Source organism: Kaistella flava (ex Peng et al. 2021) (genome assembly GCF_015191005.1).
GTDB lineage: Bacteria > Bacteroidota > Bacteroidia > Flavobacteriales > Weeksellaceae > Kaistella > Kaistella flava.
Genome location: NZ_CP040442.1, coordinates 739,336 through 761,703 on the forward strand (window position 1 = coordinate 739,336; position 22,368 = coordinate 761,703).

A 22,368-nucleotide genomic window follows, 5' to 3' on the forward strand; every position below is an offset into this window, starting at 1 on the left:
GAAAAAATGGCAGCACAAGATATCATCATTTTCGAACCAAGTACTTCTGAAGAATCAGAAGCTTTAAAAGCGTTTGGTAAAGCTTTGAAATTAAAATTTAAAGTTGCTGAAAGTGTAGATTTCGAGGACAATCAAGAAGTTGAAATCCCTGAAGCGCATAAAGCAATTGTAGCTGAACGATTAGAAGATTATCGGAAAAATCCGAATAATAATTTGAATTTTGATGAGCTGTTGAAAGATATTAGAAAAAAATACAATTTGTGAATTATCTCATTGAAAATAGACCCAGAGTTTATGATGATATTTTAGAAGCTGTTGATTATTTCTTTTCGATAAATCCACAATTAGCAGCAGATTTTTTAGACAGAATTGAAGAAGCTAAACAAAGTATTTTAAATACGCCAAAAGGTTTTGTAGTGAAATATTCAGAAGTTCGAACGATTCTTTTAAAACACTTTGATTATCATATTTACTATATTATTGAAGAAAATAAAATCGTCATACTTGCTATTCTTCATGCTCATATTGGTGATGAGAAAATTAGCGAGATTTAAATCATTTTTTAAAAATTCACCATTCTAAAAAAAAACCCACTGCAATTGCGGTGGGTTTGTTATTTGATTTACAAAACTACACGAAAGGATTCGGGAGCGTAGCAGCTATATAAAATCTTTTTATTTTTTGGGAGCGAACCTATTACGAGAAAATCTCGTCTTTATCAGAGAATGATTTAAATTCCAAAAAATTGCCGCTGAAATCTTGTACAAACATAGTCATCTGTTCTCCAACCTTTCCTTCATAGCGTTTTTGAGGCTTTAGAATAAAGTTTACTTTTTCTCTTTCAAATTTTTCATAAATTTTTTCGAATTGATCTTTCTCTAAAAGACATCCGAAATGCGGGATAGGTACTTTCACACCATCCACATTGCCGCAGTAATCAGGCTCGGGAAAATTAGTACTAATATGCGCAGATAATTGATTGCCAAAAAAATTGAAATCAATCCAGTTTTCTGTTGATCTTCCTTCCTCACATTCTAAAATATCGACATAAAATCTTCTGGTCGATTCAATATCTTTCACTTTAAAGGCGTAATGAAATGCATTCATATTTTTAATTATAAGTATTTTCTGGAATTAAACTTTGTCCTATAATATGGTGTGAAAATCTTCGGAACACATCCAATGTTAAAAGTAGTTTATATTACCGATTACAGCTTGAACTCCAATTTCACATTAAAAAATCTCCCTGTCAATCTCACAGGAACCGGATAATTGTAACCCGAATTCACATCATTTACCCACTGATTTGCAACCGTATTACTGATGTTAAATGCATTGAAAATCTGAACGCCTAAAGTCAATTCTCTAAAATTACCCCAGAAACCGCCGTTTACTTTATTGTCTTTTTGATCAATGAAAACTTTAGATAAACCAATGTCAACTCTTTTGTAAGAAGGCAAAGTTCTTTGATATTTGTAAGGTGCTTGGAAATCTGGTTTGCCAAATTCATCTAAAGAAATCGGTGTTCCAGATGGAAGACCATTTGCATAATTCAAAGTTAAGTTAACTCGCATTGACGGAAACTTCGGCATATAATCCTGATAGAACATTGAGAATCTAAAACGTGGATCCGTTGGTCTTGGAATATAACCTTGATGATCTATATTCTCATAAACTCTGGCATAACTTGCAGAAATCCAAGAATCAACTCCCGGAACAAATTCTCCAAATAATCTGGTATCAATTCCGTAAGCATAACCTTCTGAATTATTTTCACCTGAATATCTGATTCTAACATTGTCTAAATAATAAGGAATCAAATGATCCATTTTCTTATAATACAACTCGGTTGTTAACTTAAACGGACGTTCAGCCATGTTGAACTCATAATCGTTTTTTAAGATCACCTGCATCGAACGTTGTGACTTTATATTTGGATTAAAGTTTCCGTCGAAATCTTTAATCTCTTTATAGAAAGGTGCTTGATAGTAAATACCTCCGGAAACGGTGAACAACATATCCATATCCCAATTTGGTTTAACCGCGATTTGTCCACGTGGAGAAATAATGGTTTCATCATTGAAATCCCAATGAGAAGCACGAACTCCAGCATTTACAAAAACGCGATTTTCACCCCAATAGAATTTTTTAGAATATTGTACATAACCAGAAAGTCGGGTTGGTTCAATATGATTGGCTCCAGAAATACTGTAACGTAAACGAAGCTGAGAAGTATCCAAAGTTCCAGGATCTACATGAGTTCTCGGCGTGCTGTAACCCAAGGAATCAACCAATTGCCATTCATTGGTAAAGTCTCTTAAATTTTCTTTTTCAAATTTTAAACCTACTTCGAAATCAGTATTGACATCTGGTGAGAATTTAGTTTTAAATTGTGCACCGAAAGTTTTTACCAATAAGTCATTTCTGGCGTGATCGATTTGTCCACCAACATCGTACGACGCAACTGGCGCTCCGGTAATTGGATCAAAAGTCTGTAACATATACGCAGAAGCGATTGAATAGTATTCACGCTCGCGGTTTTGGTAGGCAAAATTATCTAAATTAAAAGCCCATTTTTTATTGGGTTTAAAATTAATGGAAGCCGTTCCCATCATATTCTTATACTTGTCATCTTCTTTACCATTGTAGAAAACGTTCAATTTCAAAGGTGATTGCAAAGTTCCGAATTCAACTTCTTTCACTTTTGGAACCATTTCGTAATCATTTTTACTCCAATAACCGATGAATGAAAATCCCCATTTATCATTTAATTTATAATTAATGTAGGTCTGGAAATCCATGTATTGTGGATTAAAATCGGTGTCTTCATTCAAAGTATTTAAAACCAAATTGGTATTTCTATAACGACCGGAAATCATACCAGACAATTTTTTATCCTTCGACGCGAAACCTGTAGTAAGTCTTCCTCCAATTAAACTCGCTTCTCCAGAAAGTTCAAATTTCGTTGGTTGACGATAGTAAATGTTTAAAGCTGAAGACATTTTATCGCCATATTTTGCTTCAAAACCACCAGGCGAAAAACTAATCGCCTGAACCATATCCGGATTAATAATACTTAATCCTTCCTGCAAAGAATTTCTAATTAAAAACGGACGGTAAATTTCAATATCATTAATGTAAATAAGGTTTTCATCGTAGTTTCCACCTCTTACCATATATTGCGAAGAAAGCTCGGTATTTGAATTTACAGAAGGTAAAGTTTTCAAAAGGTCTTCGACACCGCCAGAAAGTGAAGCGACTTGCTGTGCTTCTTTAGATGAAATTTCTATCGAAGTTAAATCGGTGATTTTTGGTTTTCCTTTTTTCTGAAAAACGACTTCCTGAATTTCTGTTTCACGTTCTGATTTTACAAACAAAACATTTACGTTTTGAACTTTTGGATTGATTTTAATATTTTTATTAAAACCTCTGAAATTGGCTTTTTGAACTGATAAAGACTGCTCAGAATCTGCAATCGGAATCTTTACGAAACCTTTATCATCAGTAGTGAAATTTTGGTTATTATAAGAAACACTTGCTTGTGAAACAGGTTTGCCATCTTCGTCTAAAACTTTGATATTGATTTGCGAATAAGCAAAATACGGTACGAACAATAAGAATAGAATAAATTTTTTCAATGCTGGAAATTTAGATTTTAAAGATAGCAAAAATCAAAGAATTTTAACTTTATTTTATGAGACTAATTGTTAGTTTTTTTTTACTACTTTCGAAAAAAAATTATATATGAAACAAATCAGTTTTCTTTCTCTTTTTCTAACCGTTTTTATTAGTGCTCAAAAATTCAAACCGGCAGTAGTTACTTTTAATAATGATGATGAAAAAATAGGAAATGTTGCCTACAACAATCCGATTATGACTCCTCAAACTTTTGAATTCAAAGAAGGTTCAGAACAAGCAAAAAAATTAGGAAAGAGAGAAATCAAAGAAGTTAATATTACAGATAAAGCTAAATTTATAAAAGCTGAAATTGAGATTTCAAGACATCCTGAAAATTTGCAAAATCTTGAAAATAACAAGAATTTCCATATAAAAAAAGAAGAGCATTTTATCGAACAGATTGCTTTTGGAAAATACAATCTCTATAAATATTCGGATGATATGAATAAAGCTTATTTTTATTCTTCAGAGGATTCAGATGGTATAAAACCTCTTCTCTTTAAAGAATATTTTTTAAATGAGAATGCAAAAGCCAGTAATAAAGAATATTTAACTGTACTCGAAAAAATAAACTGTGGTAATAACAATTATAAAAATGTACTTTATCTCGAAAGTAGCTTGACCAATTATTTTAATGAAATTAATCAATGCAATGGAGAAACTAATACTGAATATAAAAAGCCAAACGATTATATAGAGCATAAGATTTATGGTGCATACTCCCAAGTTAAGGATCCGAATGAAACAGGTTTTGGTGGTGGATATGAATTTGAGTATCATCTTCCATTAAATAACTACAGCTTTGCAGTTGCTGCTGCGCCGGGTTTCTTCGTGTATAATGAAAAGAAAGATCTTGCATATAGAGAATATTCCACAAAAAGCATTATCTCTTTTCCAATCCTTTTAAGATATTATCCAATCAAGACAAAAGATTTCAAAATGTATGCTTCTTACAGTATTGTGAATTTTTCGCAAATGAATCAAACCTACATGAGCTATAATAATCAGGAAGAAAAGATCGGTGGCTTCACTGCATTTGAAAATAATTTTTTCGAACTTGGATTAAGAATTAAAACTCTTGAAGCGTTTGCAAGGTTTCACTCGAGAAGTGGAGGCGAAGCAATTTCTTTAGGCTTAAAATATAATATATATTCTACAAAAAAATAAGAGAGGCGATTATAAAATCGCTTCTCTTACTCGTGTTAATTTCTGTAGTAATTCTTCCAGTTTATCCAATCGAAGCATATTAGCTCCATCAGAAAGTGCGACACTTGGATCGGGATGAGTTTCGATGAAAAGTCCATCTGCGCCAACTGCGATTCCTGCTTTGGCAATGGTTTCAATTAATTCTGGTCTTCCTCCAGTTACGCCAGAACTTTGATTTGGTTGTTGCAAAGAATGTGTTACGTCTAAAATCACCGGAGCATAATTTCTCATCGTAGGAATTCCACGGAAATCAACAACTAAATCGGTGTAACCAAAAGAATTTCCTCTTTCGATAATCGCCGTTTTTGGATTGCCCGAATCGTTTACTTTCTGCACAGCAAACTGCATTGATTCTGGAGAAAGAAATTGTCCTTTTTTCAAACTAACACATTTTCCGGTTTTTGCTGCAGCGATTAATAAATCGGTTTGACGAACTAAGAATGCTGGAATTTGTAAAACATCTACATATTGCGCTGCTAAAGCTGCATGTTCGTTTTCATGAATATCTGTCGTCGTTGGAATATTAAAAGTCTCTCCTACTTTTCTAAGGATTTCCAGAGATTTTTCTTCACCAATTGTGGTGAAAGAATCTACTCTGCTTCGGTTTGCTTTTTTAAAACTTCCTTTAAAAATATATGGAATTTCGTATTTATTAGTCATCTCCACAATTTTTTCGGCGATTTTCAAAGCCATTTCTTCACCTTCAATAATACAAGGTCCGGCAATCAGGAAAAAGTTTTTAGAATTTTTGTGGTGGATATTGTCTAAGTATTGAATCATGAGGATTTTGTTTAAAATTAAAGATCAACAAAAATACGGATTTTTTTGATGAATTATTTTATCATTTTTGACTAAAGTCTTTTGAAAACGATTACAAAAAAAACGGACTAAAAGCCCCTTTATATTAATTGTTGTGTGTTAAATTTCTTGATGATTTTCTCAATCGTATTCAAATTCCGGGAAGTCATTTTTTCTTTCAAGGATTTTTTACCTAAAACTTTTCCGAAGTTGGAATCTAAAGTATTTCCTTTTGAAACCTGCCAATAAAAAGTTCGATTGACAATTGTTCCGTTTTCGTTTTCAGATTTTATGGACTGATTGAATTCTTCTGAAAGCAAATGTTCTATATTTTCTATCCCGACAAAAATATAAATATGTGAATCTTCAGATTTTAAAAATGGATTCTGCTCAAAAATTTCGACAACTTCTTTTTCGGTTTTAAGGAAAAGAAATGCTTCGTAATTAAAAAATTCTGACAGTGATTTTTCTAAAATTATTTTTAAATCAGCACGATTTTTATCTGAGGAAAATATAATATTTCCAGTTGCTAAAACAGAAATAACGTCTTTCATTCCTGCTTCTGTAAATACTTTAGAAACTTCTGCCATTTTCATGGAAGTTCCGTTGACATTAACTCCGCGAAGAAAAGCACAATATTTTTTCATGTTTATTTTCACGCAATAGCGCAAAGTTTTTTACGCAAAGAGCGCAAAAGGTTTTGACTTTGTCTTATTATATTTTAGCAATAAATTCCTCTTTCTTCTTATCTGAAAGAAAAGAATATTCGAAAGAATTGCGAACCAATTGTTTTACGTTTTTTAAAGATAAATCGAGTGCATCGATACAACTCAAATAGTTTTCAGTAATATAACCACCGAAATAAGCAGGATCATCAGAATTTACAGTTACTTTTAAACCTAAATCCAACATCTTTTTCAAAGGATGATTATTAATTTGATCCACATTTCGAAGTGCCGTATTAGAAAGCGGACAAACGGTTAATCCAATTTTTTCTTCAACCAATCTCTCAACTAATTTTGGATCAGACAAACCATTATTTCCGTGATCGATTCTGACGATTTTTAGCAAATCTAAAGCTTCGTAAATATATTCTGCAGGACCTTCTTCACCAGCATGAGCAACAGGAATATATCCTTCTTTTATAGATTCTTCAAATACTTTTTGAAACTTAGAAGGTGGATTTCCTTTTTCAGAAGAATCTAAACCAACTGCTTTTATGAGATGTTTGTACGGAAGCGATTGTTGTAAAGTCTCGAACGCATCGTCCTCCGATAAATGGCGCAGATAACTCATAATTAATAAAGAAGAAATCCCAAATTGCTTTTCTGCTTCTTCTCTGGCTCGCTGAATTCCATTAATAACGGTAGAAAACTCTACTCCTCTTTTAGTATGTGTTTGTGGATCGAACATGATCTCTGCATGAACTACATTTTCTTTGGCGCATTGTTTAAAATAATCCATCGTCAAATCATAAAAATCCTGTTCGTGAATAAGCACATTTGCTCCAGCATAATAGATATCCAGAAAATCCTGCAAATTCCCAAATTGATAAGCTTTCTTTAGTTCTTCAATACTTTCGTAAGGAATCTCGATCTTATTTCTTTGTGCAATTTCAAACATTAATTCCGGTTCAAAACTTCCTTCGATATGAAGATGTAATTCTGCTTTCGGAACTTTTTTAATGTATTCTGATGGAGTCATTTGATTAAAAGATTAAGTTAATACTTTTACATACTATTGCGTTGCTTTCATTATTGCTGCGGTAATTTGCGCTTCTTTTTCTTTTGCATAAGTCGAATCATAAGGATTCATAATGTCGAAAAGATAAGTATAGAACGGGGTGATTTTCTGAACTTTCTCTGATTCATTAAATGCTTTTTCTTTACCCATTGTGTGCAAATCTTTAACAAAATTATTGAATTTTTTATCAATCGGCTCTATCGATTTTACTAAATAATCATACCCTTTTGATTTCTGTCCAATCTTCGTATAAGCATCAGCAACTGCTCCAACAACTAATGAATATTCCATCGGTTTGGTTCTCATTTGTCTGCCCACAAAACGTTGATCTTTTGGTGATAAACTATTGTAGTAATCGTATTCTGTGAAGATTCCTTTCTTTAATTCTTCTGCCAGTTTTAATCCTTTTTGTTCTTGCCCCGCAACGATATATCCATAAACCATTGAACTTAAAGAACGTGGATCATTATATTTAGCAACTGGAATTTCTCTGGAAGCTAAATCTAATATTTCAACGGCTTTTGCTTTTTGTCCAGATAGCGCTAAAGCTTCTGCCGCGCGACTTGCTGAACTTCTATAGCTCACAATATTCTGGGTACAGGTTTCATCAAAATGAACTTTCAAATCTTTGAAATTACCCCATTTGTAATTTTTAACAATATTATAAAGGGAGTTAGCATCAACTCTACCCATTTCTCCGTCTTCACGCTCTTTGGTTTCAATCGGAACCAATCGGTAACTGAATCCGTCATACTGCAAATAATTTCCTAAAAAGAAAAGATTTTCTGGATCATAAACTCCACCTGAAGAGAAATTAATCGGACGCTTCCAATCGAAGTTTGCTAAAATATCCATCAACAATAAATTGTTTTTGAACATGCTGGTTTTCTTATAATCAATGGTAATTTGATCTACAGTACTTGCCAAATCTTTTTGTTCTATTGTTCCGGCTTTTAAAGCGTTTGCTTTATTTACTGGCAAAATGAATTTAGAAACTGGCAAGAAATTAAACTTCTCATATTTAGCTTCACCAAAAATCATTTTTAAAATTTGATCTTTATCATCAGATTTAATTTTAATAAAATTGACAGCTTCTTTTAAAGTCATAGAATCTTGAGTCAAGAATTTTCTAAACTCAGGGAAAACGTCATCCGGCGCACCTTGCTCTTTCATATTGGCAAAGATATTTTGCCAATCTTTTTTGCTCATTAAAAAGATTTGATCATTGGTTCCGTCACGGTAATCTTCATGCGTAAATACAGAAGGAACCGGCATTGAATTATACGTTCTTCTCTTCACCTGATCGATATTCCAAGGAGTTGAAAGCAAAGTAAAATTCACTACTTTCACATCATCACGAAGTCCGGAAGTTTCCTGCATTCCCCAAATCGGATAGGTATCATTATCGCCATAAACAAAAAGGATATCGTCTTTTGGTAAAGATTTTAAAGTGGAATAAGCATAATCATAAGCGGTATATCGTCCACTACGATCATGTACATTGTAATTCTGGAAGCCCATCATTAATGGAATTCCCATTAAAATAACTCCGGCTCCGATATTTAAAGCATCAGATTTTACTTTTTCCTGTAAATACCAAAGTATCGCTCCGGCTCCGAGACCAATCCAAATCGCAAAAGCGTAAAAGGAACCGACCATTGCGTAATCTCTTTCCCGAACTTCAAATGGTTTCACTCCGGTGTAGAAAACAATTCCGACACTCGTTATAATGAACAAGGACAAGATCGCGTAGAATCTGCCGAAATCCCGATTGAGTTGGAAAAAGAAACCAATCAATCCTAATAATAGTGGCAAGAAGAAAAATCCAACTGTACTTTCATTTTTGAATTTTGCGGGCATTTGACTTTGATCGCCATACATTGCATTATCAACAAATGGAATTCCGGAAATCCAGTTTCCACGGTTGTTTTCCATATTTCCTTCGAGGTCGTTTTGTCTTCCAACAAAGTTCCACATTAGGTATCTTACAAAGTAATATCCGTTTTGGAAGGTGAAGAAATAATCTAAATTTTGTCCCAAAGAAGGTCTCTGGACATTAATTAAATTATAAGGTTTTACCTGTAAGTAATCCGCAGCTTTAATACTTCCTTCTTCATATTTTTTTCTTAAATCATCAAAGATTTTAATAGCTTCCGGATTATCGGCAACCTCTTCATTGGCGTAATTAAAAGTGAAATCTGGAGCACCATACATGGAAATATAATTTTCCATTACCGATTTATCTTCATTAAACATTCTCGGTAAAAAGCTTACTTGATCTTGGCTGAACACATAATTAAATCGTTCTCCTACTTTTCGGTAAGTTCCAGTTTTTTCATCTTTTTCGTAAACGTCACCAGTTTTCGTCGTTTTATAGCTTCCATCTTCATTTTTCTGAATTCCGTTGGCATCTAAATAAGCGGTGTAATTTTGACCATAAGAAGTTGGCCAGTCACCATATTGCTCTCTGTTGTAATAATCCAGCATCCCAATTGCGGTATCAGGATTATTAAGATTCATCGGCGGATTAGCATTAGCTCTGATTGGAATTACCATCCAACATGAAAAACCAATCATCATATAAACCACAGAAAGCACGATGGTTTGATAAATGTTTTTCTTGCTTTTGCGAGCGTATTTAAGTGCAAAATAACAAAGTGCAATTAAAATAATGAAAGCGATAATAGTACCTGAGTGGAAAGGCAATCCTATTCCATTCACGGCAAATATTTCCATCTTTCCGAATAAAGTCATTATTAAAGGGAAGATTCCTTTAAATACCATCGCTAAAATAAACAATGTTATTACGTTTGCCCAAAGGAAACTTTTCCAAGTGAACTCATAATTTCTAGCATAATATATAAAGCAAACTGCTGGGATTACCAACATCGCCATCATGTGAACTCCTACTGATAAACCTGTTACGAAGAATATTAGAATAATCCAACGTTCGTTATCGCTTTCTAAATATTCATTTTCCCATTTCGTCACTAACCATAATAAAAGTGCGATGAACATTGACGCCATCGAATAAACTTCCCCTTCTACGGCTGAAAACCAGAACGTATCTGAAAACGTAAAACATAAAGCACCAATCACACCCGCAAATAAAATGGAGATTTCCTGATGTTTTGTAATGTCATTAAAATCTTTGTGAAGCAATCTTCTTACAAGATGCGTAATAGTCCAGAAAAGGAATAAAATCGTAAATGCGCTGAATAAAGCAGACATTGCATTAATAACGATTGAATAATGCTCACCATTACCAAAAGCAAATACTGCTACGACTGCACCAACCAACTGGAAAAGGGCTGCTCCGGGAGCGTGCGTAACTTCCAGTTTCACTGCCGAAGCAATATATTCTCCACAATCCCAAAAACTGAAATTCGGTTCAATGGTTGATAAATAAGTAAAAAATGCAATAATGAAGACCACCCAGCCGATTAGGGTATTCCACTTTTTAAAAGACCAATTTTTCATATTAAATTTTCAATGATGCGAAAATAAGGTTTTTAACTTATTATCTATTGATTTTAACATAAATTAAGCAATTGGCTCGGTTTTTGAGAAATTGGTGAGCGCAGAATTAGAAATTCTTAAGATGACATATCTCATACATCGAAATACAAACTTCGTTATTAATTGTTGACTTATTAATTTTTTAGTATTTTTGCACACGGTTTTAATAGACTAAAATGACTAAATAATGACTAATGTTCACGATAACATTCTGGGCCTAATTGGTAACACTCCTTTAGTTAGACTAAATGAAGTTACAAAAGAGATTCCGGCCACAGTATACGCTAAATTAGAATCTTTTAATCCCGGCCATTCTACAAAGGACAGAATTGCAATTCATATCATAGAAGCAGCTGAAAGAAAAGGCTTGTTAAAACCCGGCTCAACCGTGGTAGAAACAACTTCCGGAAATACCGGTTTTTCAATTGCGATGGTTTGTATTATCAAAGGCTATCATTGTATTCTTGCCGTAAGTGATAAAACAAAGAAGGAAAAAATTGCCTATCTAAAAGCTTTAGGTGCAACGGTATATATTTGTCCTGCAAATGTAGCTGCAGACGATCCTCGATCTTATTACGAAGTTGCTAAAAGAGTAGCTTCCGAAACGCCAAATTCAATATACATTAATCAGTATTTTAATGAATTAAATATTGATGCACATTACCGAACAACTGGTCCCGAAATTTGGGAACAAACCGATGGTAAAATTACCCACCTTATTGCTTGCACAGGAACAGGTGGAACTTTATCAGGTTCTGCGAAATTTTTGAAAGAAAAGAATCCTAATATCAAAGTGATAGGCGTTGACGCTTCTGGATCGATTCTCAAAAGTTTCCATGAAACTGGCGAAATTCACAAAGAAGACATTCATCCTTATCAAATTGAAGGAATGGGAAAAAACCTAATTCCAGCAGCTTTGCTGTTTGATAAAATCGATGAGTTCGTTCGCGTGAATGATGAAATGGCAGCTTATAGAACTCGAGAAATTGCACTGAAAGAAGCCATCATGGGTGGTTACACAACAGGTGCAGTAACACAAGGTCTTTTACAATATGCGAATTCTCATGAATTCACCAAAGATGATTTGGTAGTTGCACTATTCCCGGATCACGGTTCCAGATACATTACTAAAGTATATAGTGATGCATGGATGGCCGAACAGGGATTCGTTAATAATTGTGTCCATAATTATGACGAAGTTTTCAAAACAGAATTAATAAAATAACAAAATAAAGAAAATACTAGACAAAACCTTTGCGTAGAAAGCAAAAGGTTTTTTTAGTTAAATTTATATAACTTTGAGTATTAAAAACAATAAAAAAATAATGAAAGATATTTTTGATCGCCTTAGAGAAAACCCAGGTCCATTAGGACAATTTGCAGATTACGCAGAGGGCTACTTTGTTTTCCCAAAATTAGAAGGTCCAATTGGTCCGAGAATGAAATTCCAGGGTAGAGAGGTGATTTTCTGGAGTGCTAATGATTACTTAGGTCTTTGTAACCACCCAGAAGTTTTAGAAGCAGATGCAAAAGCTGCAGCTGAATTTGGAATGTTTTATCCAATGGGCGCGAGAGCGATGTCTGGTGAAACTGAACAACATCAGCAATTAGAAAGAGAATTAGCAGAATTCGTAAAAAAAGATTCCGCTTATCTTTTAAATTTCGGTTATCAAGGAATGGTTTCTACCATTGATGCTTTAGTTGGCAGACATGATGTTATCGTTTATGATTCAGATTCTCACGCTTGTATCGTTGATGGAGTTCGTCTTCACATGGGTAAAAGTTTTACATATAAGCATAATGATATCGCTAGTTTAGAGAAAAATCTTGTTAGAGCAACCAAAGTTGCAGAAGAACAAGGTGGTGGTATTCTAGTGATTACCGAAGGAGTTTTCGGAATGCGTGGAATGCAGGGAAAAATCAAAGAAATTTGTGAATTAAAATCAAAATTTAATTTTAGATTATTAGTTGATGATGCTCACGGATTTGGAACTTTAGGAGAAACCGGTGCTGGTGCTGGTGAAGAGCAAGGTTGTCAAGATCAAATCGATGTGTACTTCTCTACTTTTGCTAAATCAATGGCAGGTTTTGGAGCGTTCATCGCTGCAGATAAAGATATTATTGGAATCTTAAAATATAATTTACGTTCGCAGGTTTTTGCAAAATCTTTAACAATGCCAATGGTTATTGGAGGTTTAAAAAGATTAGACCTACTTCGTTCAAGACCAGAAATCAAAGCGAAGCTTTGGGAAAATGTTCACAAACTTCAAAATGGTTTAAAAGAAAGAGGATTTAACTTAGGAGGATCTGATACTTGTGTAACCCCTGTAATGATGGAAGGTTCTACTGTAGAAGCTACCCTACTTTCAAGAGATTTAAGAGAAAACTTTGGGATTTTCACTTCTGTCGTAATCTATCCGGTTATTCCAAAAGGAATGATTTTGTTAAGATTAATTCCAACTGCATCTCATACCGATTCAGAAATTAATGAAACGCTTGCCGCATTTGAAGCAATTCACGAAAAATTAGTTTCAGGCTTTTATAAAGAGCAGGAGCAAAAATTGTTAGAGGAAAAACAACTTCAATTTAAAGAGTCATAAAATTTTTCAAAATATATTTTTAATATAGACCGTTTGAAAAATTCAAACGGTCTATTATTTTCACTTAACAATCAATACCATGAGCCAAGTTATAATTACCAAACAGGATTTTAATAAAATCCACAGATCTATTACTGACGCTAAAGCAAAGAACAGCATCAAAAAAGAAGAAGCTGAAAAACTACTCGCTGAATTAAAATCTGCAAAAATTGTAGAACAGGATCAAGTTGAAAGTGATGTGGTTACTATGAATTCTATTGTGAAAATTCACTTTCAGAATAACAAAACGACCATGGAATTCCAACTGGTTTATCCCGCTGATGCGAATATTAAGGAACGTAAGATTTCGATATTTTCCTCAGTTGCTTCAGCCTTGATTGGTTATAAAGTTGGTGACGAAATCGATTGGTTGATTCCTTCCGGAATGACTAAAATTGTAATAGATGAAATAATTTATCAGCCAGAATCTGCAGGGGATTTTGATTTGTAAAAGATAATTTCACCAACAAAAAAGCTGAACAATCAATTTTAAATAAGAAAAACAAAAGGTAAAGTAATTATCATTTTTTCCTTTTGTAAACTTTTTACGCAAAAGTCACAGATTACTTTGTGACTTTTGTGGTTTAAAAAATTTCATGCTTATAATGTCCTATATTTAAAATAAATTTGCAAAAAGAAAATTCCTTGAAAGATCTGCTTCTAATCACTCCGCCTTTTACCCAACTCAACACTCCTTATCCGGCGACAGCCTATATTAAAGGTTTTTTGAATACTAAAAACATTTCAAGTTATCAGATTGATTTGGGCATTGAAGTGATTTTGGAATTATTCTCCAAAAGTGGTATAGAAAAAGTCTTTGCAACAAATACTACTGAAATTACCTCTGAAAACTCAAAGCGAATTTTTGCTTTACGAGAAGAATATATTAAGACGATTGATCAGGTTATTCTTTTTCTACAAAATCATAATCCGACTTTAGCAAGGCAAATCTGCAGCATGAATTTCTTGCCGGAAGCTTCCCGTTTTAATCAGCTTGATGATATGGAATACGCTTTCGGAAATATGGGTTTACAGGATAAAGCCAAACATCTTGCGACTTTATATTTGGAAGATATTTCAGATTACATTGTTGAAAATATCGATGCTGATTTCGGCTTTAGCAGATATGCAGAACGAATCGGACAAAGTGCCAATTCCTTTGATGAATTGTATTCAAAATTAAATGCACCTCAAACTTTTACAGATGAATTCACTTTAAAATTGTTAAAGGAAGAATTAGATGCAGTGCAGCCCAAATTGGTTTGCTTTTCTGTTCCCTTTCCTGGGAATTTATATTCTGCTTTTCGATGTGCTCAATTTATAAAAGCCAATTATCCCGGACTTAAAATTGTCATGGGCGGCGGTTTTCCAAACACGGAATTACGGGAATTAAAAGATCCGCGTGTCTTCGAATTTTTTGATTATATCACTTTAGATGATGGTGAATTACCGATCGAATTGGTTTATGAAAATGTCATTTCAGGAAAAGCGATTTCAGAAGGAGAATTTAAAAGAACTTTTATCTTAGAAAATCAGGAAGTCACTTATAAAAATAATACGACGAAATCAGACTATAAGCAAGCTTTTATAGGAACGCCGGATTATACCGATTTACTTCTAGATCAATATATTTCCGTTATAGAAATCGCCAATCCAATGCACAGTTTATGGAGCGACGGACGTTGGAATAAACTGACCATGGCGCACGGTTGCTATTGGGGAAAATGTACTTTCTGTGACATTTCTTTAGATTACGTTAAACTTTATGAACCTATTTCTGCTAAAATTTTAGTGGATCGAATGGAAGAACTGATTGCACAAACCGGAGAATCAGGTTTCCATTTTGTAGATGAAGCCGCGCCTCCTGCTTTGATGAGAGAAGTAGCTTTGGAAATTTTACGTCGAAATCTTGTCGTGACTTGGTGGACGAATATTCGGTTTGAAAAAAGCTTCAGCAGAGATTTATGTTTCTTATTAAAAACTTCTGGTTTGGTCGCAGTTTCAGGCGGATTAGAAGTTGCGAGTGATCGTTTACTGAAATTGATTGACAAAGGAGTTTCTGTAAATCAAGTTGCGAAAGTAACCAGAAATTTTACCGAAGCTGGCGTGATGGTTCACTCCTATTTAATGTATGGATTCCCGACTCAAACGGTTCAGGAAACGGTGGATTCTTTAGAAATGGTCAGACAATTATTTGAAATGGGAATTGTACAAAGTGGTTTCTGGCATCAGTTTGCCATGACTGCACACTCACCGATTGGAAATAATCCGGAAGAGTTCGGTGTAAAACCTCTTAAAAAAGAAATCCTGTTTGCACATAATGATATCGACTTTACCGACGAAACGGGAATTGATCACAGCAAATTTAGTTTTGGTTTAAAGAAATCTCTATTTAATTTTATGCACGGAATCAATTTCGATTTACCGCTAAAAGATTGGTTCGATTTTAAAATTCCGAAAACAACAATTCATCCGGATTATATTCACGACTGTCTTTTAGAAGAAGAGAATTTTATTTTTAAAGGAAACTCAAAATTAGTTTTTCTGGATAAAAATGCGAATGTCGAAAACTTCGTTAAAAAAACAAGAGCTGGCGCTTTTGAATATACCCGATTGACCTTTCACCTGAAAACCAATATTGTAAAAATAGAATTGGAAAGAGATCAAGCAGCGTGGTTGATGAAAATCTTCGCTGAAAACTCTACAGACAATCCTAAAAAAATTACACTGCAACAACTCAAAACTAACTTTGAAGAAACGTTTGAGGATTTTGAATTATTCTGGTTTTCAAAACCGATACAGCAATTGAAAGAAAACGGCGTTATTCTTAGTTTGTAAATTTCTGATAACACCATGTTATTAAATTTAATTATAAAGATTTTTAACCACAAAAGTCACAAAGTTAATTCCAAATAAAGTTTAAAAACTTACTTCTAAAAGAGCACAAAACTCTGAGAAACCTAAATGCATTCTCGTTTCTAAATGATCAATTTCCAAAATCAATAAAATCTGATTTAGAAAGTACACTGTGAAATTATTTTTTATGAACTTTGTAGAATACGAATGTCAACTTTTTAATAATCAAAACTTTTTTGCCTTTTGTGGTTTAAAATAGTAACAAAAATTCATCCTTGTTAATAATAATTGGCTACAAAATTGATGCGTGAACTTCAAATAAACTCAACATGAATTCAACCGAAGATTTATCTCTGAATAAAATTGCAAGTATTACGATTCTCTTTTGGTTAATGAAGATTGTCGCCACTACACTCGGTGAAACATTAGGCGATTTCTTTGCGCAAACATTAGATTTAGGTTATGCCGCTGGAATCGGAATCACTTTAATTTTCTTTTTAATCACCCTTTATTTTCAACTTTCAGCTAAGAGGTATATTCCGGCTTTTTTCTGGTTGGTCATTATCGGAACGACGACTTTAGGAACGGAAATATCCGATTTTATAGATCGAAGTTTACATTTAGGTTATGCTTTAGGAAGTTTAGTTCTTGTTGCATTTCTTTTATTAACACTTTATCTCTGGTATAAAAAGTACGGAAATTTAGAAGTCTCACCGATCTTCGATAAGCAAAAAGAATCTTTTTTCTGGGTCGCCGTCTTATTTTCAAATAGTTTAGGAACAGCGTTCGGGGATTATTTAAATGATGGCTTAGGATTCAGTTACCTTATTGGTGCAATGATCACTTTGGCGGTTATTATCGTGGTCGTTTTACTGCATTCCTATACCAAAATCAATCACATTCTTTTATTTTGGATTGCCTTTGTTTTTACACGTCCTTTTGGTGCAACCTTTGGAGATTTCTTAACTAAACCTCTTGCGAAAGGTGGCTTAGATTTAGGAACTTTGAATGCATCAATAATCTCAATTATTATCATGATCACCTTAATTATTATTGCTCACAAAAAGGAGAAAGTACAGCTATAATTTACAAAATATTTCATAATTAGAATAACAAAAAAGTCCATTATAAAATTTAACTGTTGTTGAATATGCTTTACCATTTATCTTCGAACATTGAGTTCCGATGAAAAATTGAAAAGGAAGTTGTGTTAAACTAATTATAGTATCAGTGAAAGTATATTGATTTTTCTATGGCAAGAAGAAATGTCTGAACTTATAGCCCCGATGGAAGCGGCATCACCGCAAAGCGGTATATAGCGGACAGCGGGACGGGTTTTGGAAGAAGCGAAAGTTTTGTTGCTCCTTAATAGGAATCTAGTTATTTCATTTCATCTAAATGTCCGGTTTATCATATTTTTCGTCCACTGATTTGAAGATTTAGTTCAGAAATACAATAAAAAAAATCCCGCCTTAAAAATAAGACGGGATTTATATGGATATAAAAGAGGTTTATTCTGCCAGAATAATTCCTTTATTATTGCTGAATTCTATCACTCCACTTTTCATAGAAAAAGAAAAAACACTTTCCTTTTCGTTTTCTCTGGTGAAGTGCTGACTGTATTGCTCCTTGATTTCATTAGTGAACACTTTAATTTTCCCTGAATTTAAGGAAGCCACAATAGCGGCGTGATCTTTCATGATATGGAATTCTCCACTTTTTCCGGGAAGCAAAACTGATTTTACTTCACCTTCAAAAATTACAAATTCCGGAGTTAAAATTTTAATATTCATCTTCTGATAGATTAAAAGATTTAGAGATTAAAGATTAGAGACAGAAACATTATGTCTCTTATCTCAAATCTTTTAGTCTTTTTTCTAATTAAGCGTTTTCCGCTAACATTTTTTCACCTGCTTCGATTGCTTCTTCGATGGTCCCTTTAAGGTTAAAAGCAGCTTCAGGTAAATGATCTAACTCACCGTCGATGATCATGTTAAAACCTTTGATGGTATCTTTGATATCTACCAATACTCCTTTCAATCCTGTAAACTGTTCTGCAACGTGGAAAGGTTGAGATAAGAATCTCTGCACTTTTCTAGCACGGTAAACAGCTAATTTATCATCTTCTGAAAGTTCTTCCATTCCTAGAATCGCGATGATATCCTGTAATGCTTTGTATTTTTGAAGAATTTCTTTTACTCTTTGAGCACAGTCGTAATGTTCGTCTCCTAAGATTTCAGAAGTTAAGATTCTGGAAGTAGAAGCCAATGGATCTACTGCCGGATAAATACCTAATGAAGCAATTTTTCTATCTAATACAGTTGTTGCATCTAAGTGAGCAAACGTCGTTGCCGGCGCCGGGTCAGTTAAATCATCTGCAGGAACGTAGATCGCCTGTACAGATGTAATTGAACCATTTTTAGTTGAAGTAATACGCTCTTGCATCGCACCCATTTCAGAAGCCAAAGTTGGTTGGTAACCTACTGCTGATGGCATTCTTCCCAGAAGTGCAGATACCTCAGAACCTGCTTGTGTAAAACGGAAGATATTATCTACGAAGAATAATACGTCTCTTCCTTGCCCCTGTCCGTCACCATCTCTAAAATATTCAGCGATTGTTAAACCAGACAAAGCAACTCTAGCTCTTGCTCCAGGTGGCTCATTCATTTGTCCGAAAACGAAGGTACATTTAGAATCCTTCATTTGCTCAAGATCAATTTTAGATAGATCCCATCCTCCATTTTCCATGGATTCCATGAATGCATCACCGTATTTAATAATACCTGATTCCAGCATCTCTCTCAAAAGGTCGTTTCCTTCTCTGGTTCTTTCACCTACACCGGCAAAAACAGAAAGTCCACCGTGACCTTTCGCAATATTGTTAATTAATTCCTGAATCAATACCGTTTTACCAACACCTGCTCCACCAAACAAACCAATTTTTCCTCCTTTTGCATAAGGCTCTACCAAGTCAATTACTTTAATCCCGGTAAAAAGTACTTCTGCAGAAGTTGTTAATTGATCAAATTTCGGAGCTTCTCTGTGAATCGGCAAACCGTTTTCTTTAGAAACTTGTTGAATTCCGTCAATAGCATCACCTACTACGTTGAATAGACGACCATAAACACCTTCGCCAGTTGGCATGGTGATTTGTCTTCCTTGTGAAATTACTTCCTGACCTCTTTGAAGTCCGTCTGTTGCATCCATTGCGATACATCTTACAGAATCTTCACCAATATGTTGTTCTACTTCAAGTATCACTTTGTTACCGTCTGTTTTTGTAATTTCCAATGCATCATAAATGCTTGGAAGTTCTGCCGCATCTGTAAAAATTACGTCGATTACTGGACCGATAATTTGAGAAATTTTTCCTTTAAGTTGGTTTGCCATTGCTAATTTTTTTCTTGAGTGCAAATATAATGAATATTCGCACATTTGCAATTGGTTTAAAAGAAGATTTTTGTCATATTTGCACAAAGTTATTTTAAGTCCATTTTTAGGGCAATTATTTCCACTCTTATTAAGAATTTCAGTTGATAATTACAGAAAATTTCATCGGTCCACTTTCCGAAAATCCTTTGGCGCTCTCGATTGGTATGTTTGATGGTGTTCATTTGGGACATCAAAGTATTATAAAAAAACTCAATACCATTTCAGAAATAAAAAATCTGGAATCTGCCATTCTTACTTTTTGGCCACATCCGAGAAAGATATTTAATCCCAATGACGATTTAAAATTATTAAATACCATTGAGGAAAAAAAATACCTGCTTCAGAAAAACGGATTACAGCATTTATTTTTAAAAGAATTTGATGAAGACTTCAGAAACCTCACTGGTGAAGAGTTTGTGAAACAGATTTTGGTGGAGAAACTTCAGGTCAAACATTTGATAGTTGGTTATGATCATACTTTCGGAAAAAACAGAAGCGGTGATTTTTCATTATTAAAGAAGATGGGTCCAGAATTCGGTTTTGAAGTAGAACAAGTTGAAGCGGTTTCTTATAAAGACCTTAATATAAGTTCCACTCAGATTAGAAAAGCCTTAAGTAAAGGTGATATTCTTTCTGCCAATGAAATGTTGGGTTATAACTACTCTATTTCCGGAACGGTAATTCACGGTAAGAAAATCGGTCGAACAATTGGTTATCCGACGGCTAATATTGAAGTTGATGCTTTAAAACTTCTACCTAAAAAAGGAGCTTATATAGTTGATGTGTTCGTGAAGAACCAACATTATAAAGGAATGTTGAGTATCGGCACCAATCCAACTGTTAATGGTAAAGCTATTTCTGTGGAAGTTTATATTTTAGATTTTAATGAAGATATTTACGACCAGGAAATCTCAGTTAATTTCAGAGAGTTTCTACACGAAGAAATTAAATTTAATGGTCTGGAAGAATTGATGGTGAGATTGGATGAAGATAAAAGGTTGACCGCAGAATTCAAATTTTAATTTTTTCTCCAACCACAAAGTCACAAAGCCTTTTTTTTAATCAATTATTGTAAAGCTTTAAAATGTTAAAGTTTATGAAGGTTGGCGCAATTTAAATTCCGACGGAATTCTTAATTCATTTAACTACTTATTGAAACCTAAATGGTGAAATTTTCCTCGTGAAATTTGTGAAATAATTTGTGCTATTCTTGTTAAAAGCATTTTTGCAAAGTCACTACGAGTTCAACAACTCTTCTCTTTTTTTCTTTGTTAAAGATTGTACGATTAAATCGTAAGAATGATCAATCAACTTGAAAATTAATTCCTTTTTCAAACCATCACAAACCACCGAATTCCAATGCGTTTTATTCATATGATATGCACCTTCAATCTGTGGATATTGCTCGCGAAGTTCTGCACTCCATTCCGGATCTGTTTTTAGAGCAATTGATAAAGGCTGTTTTTCCAGAGGTATTAAAGCAAACATCTTCCCTCCTACTTTTAAAACCAAAGTTTCCGGATTAAAAGGAAAGGTTTCTTCAACTCCTTTTTTGCGCTGACAATATTCTAAAATTTCGGTGACATCCATATATAAGATAAGTAATGGGTAATAAGTAATTATAAAAAGGTAATAATGATTAATAATAATCGTTTTAACATTATAAAATTAATAAATTTGTGTGAGAAATTAATAATTGCTCATTACTAAATATTAATTTCATTACTTATTATTCACTACCCATTACTCCTATACAAATGAAAGCATTAGTCATTGGCGCTACTGGCGCAACAGGTAAAGATTTAGTTTATCAACTGCTTCAGGATCCTGATTTTAGAGAAGTTGATGTATTTGTACGAAAACCTTTAAACATCAATGATTCAAAGCTCAAAGCTCATATTGTTGATTTTGAAAAACCTGAAGAATGGAAAGATCTTGTAAAAGGCGACGTCGCATTTTCATGTATGGGCACCACTCTGAAAGCGGCAGGAAGTAAAGAAGCTCAGAAAAAAGTAGATGTCGATTATCAATATAACTTCGCGAAAAGTGCCAGGGAAAATGACGTTGAAGATTTCATTTTAGTTTCTGCTTATGGCGCAAGTCCAACCTCGAAAATGTTCTATTCTCAATTAAAAGGCGAATTGGAACAAAAAATAAAAGATCTCCATTTTAATAAAGTAACCATTTTCCAACCCGGAATGTTAGAGCGAAAAAGTTCTGATCGTTTTGGAGAAGTTACCGGTGCTAAAGTGATTAAATTTATCAATAAATTAGGTTTACTAAAAAGCCAGAAACCTTTGCCAACTGACGTTCTCGCTCAGGCAATGATTAACGCGTCAAAAATAAAATCAAATGGTTATTCTAAAATTAAACTAGGAAATATTTTCAGTTTCGCTGGCAAACATAATTAGTTTTTTGACTGTGTTTTTTTAACGCAAAGACGCAAAGGGTTAATTAATCATGCTGCATAAAATTACGGTCGCAAAGGCGTTTCACT

General features: G+C 33.8%; 19 protein-coding genes. 10 read left to right on the forward strand and 9 right to left on the reverse strand.

Going from position 1 to position 22,368, the window contains the following annotated elements:
* Positions 1 to 6 precede the first annotated feature (6 nt).
* Positions 7 to 264, forward strand: coding sequence for a hypothetical protein (locus Q73A0000_RS03345; RefSeq protein ID WP_193812678.1), 258 nt, complete (start codon positions 7 to 9; stop codon positions 262 to 264).
* A complete protein-coding gene (locus Q73A0000_RS03350) occupies positions 261 to 554 on the forward strand; it encodes a type II toxin-antitoxin system RelE/ParE family toxin (RefSeq protein WP_193812679.1) in 294 nt (97 codons plus the stop codon). The genes Q73A0000_RS03345 and Q73A0000_RS03350 overlap by 4 nt, the downstream gene beginning before the upstream one ends.
* 142 nt (positions 555 to 696) lie before the next feature.
* On the opposite strand, the gene Q73A0000_RS03355 is transcribed toward Q73A0000_RS03350, so the two are convergent.
* Positions 697 to 1,107, reverse strand: a complete 411-nt coding sequence (locus Q73A0000_RS03355) for a VOC family protein (RefSeq protein ID WP_193812680.1) — start codon at positions 1,105 to 1,107, stop codon at positions 697 to 699.
* A gap of 101 nt (positions 1,108 to 1,208) precedes the next feature.
* Positions 1,209 to 3,407 (reverse strand): TonB-dependent receptor plug domain-containing protein, encoded by a 2,199-nt coding sequence (locus Q73A0000_RS03360; protein WP_244140843.1) that lies wholly within the window; start codon positions 3,405 to 3,407, stop codon positions 1,209 to 1,211.
* 337 nt (positions 3,408 to 3,744) lie between these two features.
* Between Q73A0000_RS03360 and Q73A0000_RS03365 the strand changes: the two genes are divergently transcribed.
* Entirely contained in the window at positions 3,745 to 4,845 is a 1,101-nt protein-coding gene (locus Q73A0000_RS03365; RefSeq protein WP_193812681.1) for a hypothetical protein, read from the forward strand.
* Positions 4,846 to 4,854: 9 nt separating this feature from the next.
* Here the strand turns inward: Q73A0000_RS03365 and kdsA are convergent, their stop codons facing one another.
* From kdsA to Q73A0000_RS03385, 4 genes are all read right to left on the reverse strand, one after another.
* A complete protein-coding gene (kdsA, locus tag Q73A0000_RS03370) occupies positions 4,855 to 5,664 on the reverse strand; it encodes a 3-deoxy-8-phosphooctulonate synthase (protein ID WP_193812682.1) in 810 nt (269 codons plus the stop codon).
* 119 nt (positions 5,665 to 5,783) lie between these two features.
* Positions 5,784 to 6,329: a DUF1697 domain-containing protein gene (locus tag Q73A0000_RS03375; RefSeq protein ID WP_193812683.1), complete on the reverse strand. Its 546-nt coding sequence runs from the start codon at positions 6,327 to 6,329 to the stop codon at positions 5,784 to 5,786.
* 67 nt (positions 6,330 to 6,396) lie between these two features.
* Entirely contained in the window at positions 6,397 to 7,386 is a 990-nt protein-coding gene (locus Q73A0000_RS03380) for an adenosine deaminase (RefSeq protein WP_193812684.1), read from the reverse strand.
* A gap of 33 nt (positions 7,387 to 7,419) precedes the next feature.
* On the reverse strand, positions 7,420 to 10,905 hold the full coding sequence (locus tag Q73A0000_RS03385) for a DUF2723 domain-containing protein (RefSeq protein WP_193812685.1): 3,486 nt from the start codon (positions 10,903 to 10,905) through the stop codon (positions 7,420 to 7,422).
* Positions 10,906 to 11,131: 226 nt separating this feature from the next.
* Here Q73A0000_RS03385 and Q73A0000_RS03390 point away from each other — a divergent pair, with 226 nt between their 5' ends.
* The 5 genes from Q73A0000_RS03390 (at position 11,132) to Q73A0000_RS03410 (ending at position 17,524) form a co-directional block, all read left to right on the forward strand.
* On the forward strand, positions 11,132 to 12,169 hold the full coding sequence (locus Q73A0000_RS03390; protein ID WP_193812686.1) for a PLP-dependent cysteine synthase family protein: 1,038 nt from the start codon (positions 11,132 to 11,134) through the stop codon (positions 12,167 to 12,169).
* Positions 12,170 to 12,269: 100 nt separating this feature from the next.
* The gene (locus tag Q73A0000_RS03395) at positions 12,270 to 13,544 is read left to right on the forward strand and encodes an aminotransferase class I/II-fold pyridoxal phosphate-dependent enzyme (RefSeq protein WP_193812687.1); all 1,275 of its coding nucleotides are present in this window, start codon (positions 12,270 to 12,272) and stop codon (positions 13,542 to 13,544) included.
* Positions 13,545 to 13,623: 79 nt separating this feature from the next.
* Positions 13,624 to 14,034 carry a nucleoside diphosphate kinase regulator gene (gene rnk / locus Q73A0000_RS03400; RefSeq protein WP_193812688.1) on the forward strand — a complete coding sequence of 137 codons (411 nt, stop codon included), beginning with the start codon at positions 13,624 to 13,626 and terminating at the stop codon, positions 14,032 to 14,034.
* Positions 14,035 to 14,228: 194 nt separating this feature from the next.
* Positions 14,229 to 16,421 carry a B12-binding domain-containing radical SAM protein gene (locus Q73A0000_RS03405; protein ID WP_193812689.1) on the forward strand — a complete coding sequence of 731 codons (2,193 nt, stop codon included), beginning with the start codon at positions 14,229 to 14,231 and terminating at the stop codon, positions 16,419 to 16,421.
* Between the two features lie 347 nt (positions 16,422 to 16,768).
* Positions 16,769 to 17,524, forward strand: coding sequence for a hypothetical protein (locus tag Q73A0000_RS03410; protein ID WP_193812690.1), 756 nt, complete (start codon positions 16,769 to 16,771; stop codon positions 17,522 to 17,524).
* A 426-nt stretch (positions 17,525 to 17,950) separates the two neighbouring features.
* Here the strand turns inward: Q73A0000_RS03410 and Q73A0000_RS03415 are convergent, their stop codons facing one another.
* Together Q73A0000_RS03415 and atpD are read right to left on the reverse strand one after the other, a co-directional pair.
* Positions 17,951 to 18,232, reverse strand: a complete 282-nt coding sequence (locus tag Q73A0000_RS03415) for a F0F1 ATP synthase subunit epsilon (RefSeq protein ID WP_193812691.1) — start codon at positions 18,230 to 18,232, stop codon at positions 17,951 to 17,953.
* A gap of 88 nt (positions 18,233 to 18,320) precedes the next feature.
* Positions 18,321 to 19,829 (reverse strand): F0F1 ATP synthase subunit beta, encoded by a 1,509-nt coding sequence (atpD, locus tag Q73A0000_RS03420; RefSeq protein WP_193812692.1) that lies wholly within the window; start codon positions 19,827 to 19,829, stop codon positions 18,321 to 18,323.
* A gap of 206 nt (positions 19,830 to 20,035) precedes the next feature.
* Here atpD and Q73A0000_RS03425 point away from each other — a divergent pair, with 206 nt between their 5' ends.
* Positions 20,036 to 20,893: a bifunctional riboflavin kinase/FAD synthetase gene (locus tag Q73A0000_RS03425; RefSeq protein ID WP_193813640.1), complete on the forward strand. Its 858-nt coding sequence runs from the start codon at positions 20,036 to 20,038 to the stop codon at positions 20,891 to 20,893.
* A 214-nt stretch (positions 20,894 to 21,107) separates the two neighbouring features.
* On the opposite strand, the gene Q73A0000_RS03430 is transcribed toward Q73A0000_RS03425, so the two are convergent.
* Positions 21,108 to 21,461 (reverse strand): MmcQ/YjbR family DNA-binding protein, encoded by a 354-nt coding sequence (locus Q73A0000_RS03430; RefSeq protein ID WP_193812693.1) that lies wholly within the window; start codon positions 21,459 to 21,461, stop codon positions 21,108 to 21,110.
* Between the two features lie 167 nt (positions 21,462 to 21,628).
* Here Q73A0000_RS03430 and Q73A0000_RS03435 point away from each other — a divergent pair, with 167 nt between their 5' ends.
* The gene (locus Q73A0000_RS03435; protein ID WP_193812694.1) at positions 21,629 to 22,282 is read left to right on the forward strand and encodes an NAD(P)H-binding protein; all 654 of its coding nucleotides are present in this window, start codon (positions 21,629 to 21,631) and stop codon (positions 22,280 to 22,282) included.
* Positions 22,283 to 22,368: the final 86 nt, after the last annotated feature.

Bases quoted from the DNA above. Each gene is read 5' to 3' on its own strand.
- Q73A0000_RS03345 (WP_193812678.1), top strand. From the start codon at position 7: ATGGCAGCACAAGATATCATCATTTTCGAACCAAGTACTTCTGAAGAA.
- Q73A0000_RS03355 (WP_193812680.1), bottom strand. From the start codon at position 1,107: ATGAATGCATTTCATTACGCCTTTAAAGTGAAAGATATTGAATCGACC.
- Q73A0000_RS03365 (WP_193812681.1), top strand. From the start codon at position 3,745: ATGAAACAAATCAGTTTTCTTTCTCTTTTTCTAACCGTTTTTATTAGT.
- kdsA (WP_193812682.1), bottom strand. From the start codon at position 5,664: ATGATTCAATACTTAGACAATATCCACCACAAAAATTCTAAAAACTTT.
- Q73A0000_RS03375 (WP_193812683.1), bottom strand. From the start codon at position 6,329: ATGAAAAAATATTGTGCTTTTCTTCGCGGAGTTAATGTCAACGGAACT.
- Q73A0000_RS03380 (WP_193812684.1), bottom strand. From the start codon at position 7,386: ATGACTCCATCAGAATACATTAAAAAAGTTCCGAAAGCAGAATTACAT.
- Q73A0000_RS03385 (WP_193812685.1), bottom strand. From the start codon at position 10,905: ATGAAAAATTGGTCTTTTAAAAAGTGGAATACCCTAATCGGCTGGGTG.
- Q73A0000_RS03390 (WP_193812686.1), top strand. From the start codon at position 11,132: ATGACTAATGTTCACGATAACATTCTGGGCCTAATTGGTAACACTCCT.
- Q73A0000_RS03395 (WP_193812687.1), top strand. From the start codon at position 12,270: ATGAAAGATATTTTTGATCGCCTTAGAGAAAACCCAGGTCCATTAGGA.
- rnk (WP_193812688.1), top strand. From the start codon at position 13,624: ATGAGCCAAGTTATAATTACCAAACAGGATTTTAATAAAATCCACAGA.
- Q73A0000_RS03410 (WP_193812690.1), top strand. From the start codon at position 16,769: ATGAATTCAACCGAAGATTTATCTCTGAATAAAATTGCAAGTATTACG.
- Q73A0000_RS03415 (WP_193812691.1), bottom strand. From the start codon at position 18,232: ATGAATATTAAAATTTTAACTCCGGAATTTGTAATTTTTGAAGGTGAA.
- atpD (WP_193812692.1), bottom strand. From the start codon at position 19,829: ATGGCAAACCAACTTAAAGGAAAAATTTCTCAAATTATCGGTCCAGTA.
- Q73A0000_RS03425 (WP_193813640.1), top strand. From the start codon at position 20,036: ATGTTTGATGGTGTTCATTTGGGACATCAAAGTATTATAAAAAAACTC.
- Q73A0000_RS03430 (WP_193812693.1), bottom strand. From the start codon at position 21,461: ATGGATGTCACCGAAATTTTAGAATATTGTCAGCGCAAAAAAGGAGTT.
- Q73A0000_RS03435 (WP_193812694.1), top strand. From the start codon at position 21,629: ATGAAAGCATTAGTCATTGGCGCTACTGGCGCAACAGGTAAAGATTTA.